Origin of the sequence: Sandarakinorhabdus rubra (genome assembly GCF_010994245.1) — a bacterium.
In the GTDB taxonomy this organism is placed as follows: Bacteria; Pseudomonadota; Alphaproteobacteria; order Sphingomonadales; family Sphingomonadaceae; genus Sandarakinorhabdus; species Sandarakinorhabdus rubra.
The window spans coordinates 1-2,264 of sequence record NZ_WMHO01000307.1 but is presented as its reverse complement, the minus strand read 5'-3'; the positions used below and the strand labels follow the sequence as shown (position 1 = coordinate 2,264).

General features: G+C 71.1%; 4 protein-coding genes and 1 tRNA gene. 2 read left to right on the top strand and 3 right to left on the bottom strand.

From position 1 onward, the window contains the following. The coding region (locus GJV64_RS13790) for a Glu/Leu/Phe/Val dehydrogenase dimerization domain-containing protein (RefSeq protein WP_328799195.1) at positions 1–656 on the bottom strand (656 nt) is incomplete at its 3' end. A 124-nt stretch (positions 657–780) separates the two neighbouring features. Between GJV64_RS13790 and GJV64_RS13785 the strand changes: the two genes are divergently transcribed. Next, a tRNA-His gene (locus GJV64_RS13785) sits at positions 781–857 on the top strand. 18 nt (positions 858–875) lie between these two features. Here GJV64_RS13785 and GJV64_RS13780 read toward each other — a convergent pair. Together GJV64_RS13780 and GJV64_RS13775 are read right to left on the bottom strand one after the other, a co-directional pair. Continuing rightward, a complete protein-coding gene (locus tag GJV64_RS13780; protein ID WP_164157972.1) occupies positions 876–1,412 on the bottom strand; it encodes a superoxide dismutase family protein in 537 nt (178 codons plus the stop codon). A 19-nt stretch (positions 1,413–1,431) separates the two neighbouring features. After that, positions 1,432–1,959: a DUF6456 domain-containing protein gene (locus GJV64_RS13775; RefSeq protein ID WP_235927766.1), complete on the bottom strand. Its 528-nt coding sequence runs from the start codon at positions 1,957–1,959 to the stop codon at positions 1,432–1,434. A gap of 96 nt (positions 1,960–2,055) precedes the next feature. Between GJV64_RS13775 and GJV64_RS13770 the strand changes: the two genes are divergently transcribed. After that, a partial coding sequence (locus GJV64_RS13770) for a helix-turn-helix domain-containing protein (protein WP_164157970.1) occupies positions 2,056–2,264 on the top strand: 209 nt, incomplete at its 3' end.

Here is a 2,264-nt window from a genome sequence, read left to right as displayed (position 1 = left end):
GCATCAAGGTCTGCCAGCGTGAGCCGCGCGCCGGCCTGGGCCAGCATCTGCGCCAGCGCACCGCCCACCTTGCCCAGCCCCTGTACGTTGATGGCAAGGCCCTTGAGGTCGGCGCGGCCCAGGCGATGCGCCACGGCGGCGCGGATGCCGGCCAGCACGCCGCGCGCCGTGAATGGGCCGGGATTGCCGCCCACCCCTTGACCTGCTTCGCCCGGCGCCACCGGCAGCCCGGCGACATGGGGCGTGCGCGCCGCTATCGCCACCATGTCGGCATCGGTCATGCCGACATCGTGGACGGTGACATAGTGGCCATCGAGGGCCGCCACCGCATCGCCGAAGGCGGCGAGCAGCGCCGGGGTCTTCGGCACATCGGCCAGCATCACCGCCTTGCCGCCGCCCGCCGGCAGCCCGGCCATAGCGTTCTTGTAGCTCATGGCGCGGGACAGGCGCAGCGCATCGCCGAGCGCGTCGGCCTCGCCGGCATAGGTCCAGCGCCGCACGCCGCCCGCCGCTGGGCCAAGATGGGTGGAATGGATGGCAATGATGGCATGAAGGCCGCTGGCGGCGTCGCGCACCCGCACCACGCGTTCATGCGCGTCGAAACCGGGGGCGGCGCCGGCCGGCAGTTCAGCGATGGTGAGAGCGGAGCGGGGCACGGTGTGGCAACCTAACGAAATCGTAGCCTTCAGCAATGCCGGCCACAGCGGCTGTGCGCCCCATATCTGTCTTGCCAGTCGGCGCCGGCTCGTCTATCCGCCGCTTCCTGCCGCGTGGCGCGCGGCGACTGTAGCTCAGCTGGTTAGAGCGCTGGTTTGTGGTACCAGAGGTCGCGGGTTCAAGCCCCGTCAGTCGCCCCAGCGGCGCCCCACCCTTTCTCAGCGCCGGATTTCGCCGCAGGCAATGCGGGCGCCGGCATTCCCGGCCGGATCACTGCGATAATCATCGGCCTTGCCATGCAGCACCACGGCGGCGCCATCGGCGTCGAGCAGCGGCGCGGCGCCATCGGCGAGCCGCAGGCCCGGCAGCATCACGTCGAGCGAACCCGCCCCCTTGGCATCGACCGTGATGTTGGGCAGGTCGCCGGCATGGGCGCCCATCGGGTTGTCGCGGCCGTGTTGCTTGCCTTCGGGATTGAAATGGGGCCCGGCGCTGGTGAAATCCGGCGCCACGCAGCGGCCCACGGCGTGAAGGTGCAGGGCATAATCGCCGGCCGGCAGGCCCGTGACCCTGGCAATGACCTGAACGCCGCCGGCCATCTGCAGCAGTTCCACCTCGCCCAGGCTGTTGCCGCTGGCCGCCAGCAGGCGGGTGGACAGCATCAGCGACGGCGGCGCGCCGCTCACCCGGCCGAGCGATTCGGCCCGCGGGCCGCAGCCGGCCAGAGCCAAGGCCAGGGCGCCTGCGATTGCCATTTGCGCGTGTCGCATCCTGTCACTCCGTACCTGATTCGATGCGATAATGGCTGACCAGCCGGTCCAGCGCCAGTTGCAGCACCAGCTTGCCGGCCCTGACCGGCCAGCCCAGCGCGCGTTCCGCCGTCTCCAGCCCCTCGCCCACGCACACCACCCGCCACAGCACGTCGGAGAGGCCAGGGCCGCAAGCCGCCACCGCCGCATCGAAACGGGCGCGCGCCGCCAGCTGGCCACCCGACGGATCGGGCGCACCGAGCCCAAGCCGCGTTGCCGGCAGCGGGTCCCAGCGCATGGTGACGCGGGGCCCCAGCTGGGCGCGGTGAAAATCATCGCGCAGGCGGGTGCCGGCCAGCAGTTGCGCGGCGCTGATGTGGCCGCGACGGGCCAGCCAGGCCAGCGGCTGTTCGGCAAGGTTCACGGTCACCCGTGCCTGCGTCACCACATCGGGCGCCGGCAGGATACGCGTGGCGAGCAGGCGATTGTCCGCCAGCGGCGGCAGCTCGCCGGCGGTCTCGGTGGCAGTGTCAGAGCGGCGGGCACGCGGCATATTCTCTCCCTTTTGGCACGAATGGGCCCGAATCTCCTTGCACAAGCGCGGCAATGTAGGACAGAATTAACCGCATTGGTTCAACAGGAGGCGAATGTGCAAACCCGGATCCGCGATGTCCGCAAGGCCCGCGGCCTCACCCTCGCCGATGTCGCGGCGGCCTGCGTGCCGCCCACCACGCCGCAAACCATCGGCCGGCTGGAAACCGGCACCCGCACGGTCTCGATCGACTGGCTGGAGCGCATCGCCGCCGCGCTCGACGTGCCGGCCTCGACCCTCGTCACCCTGCCCGAGCGCGCCGACGT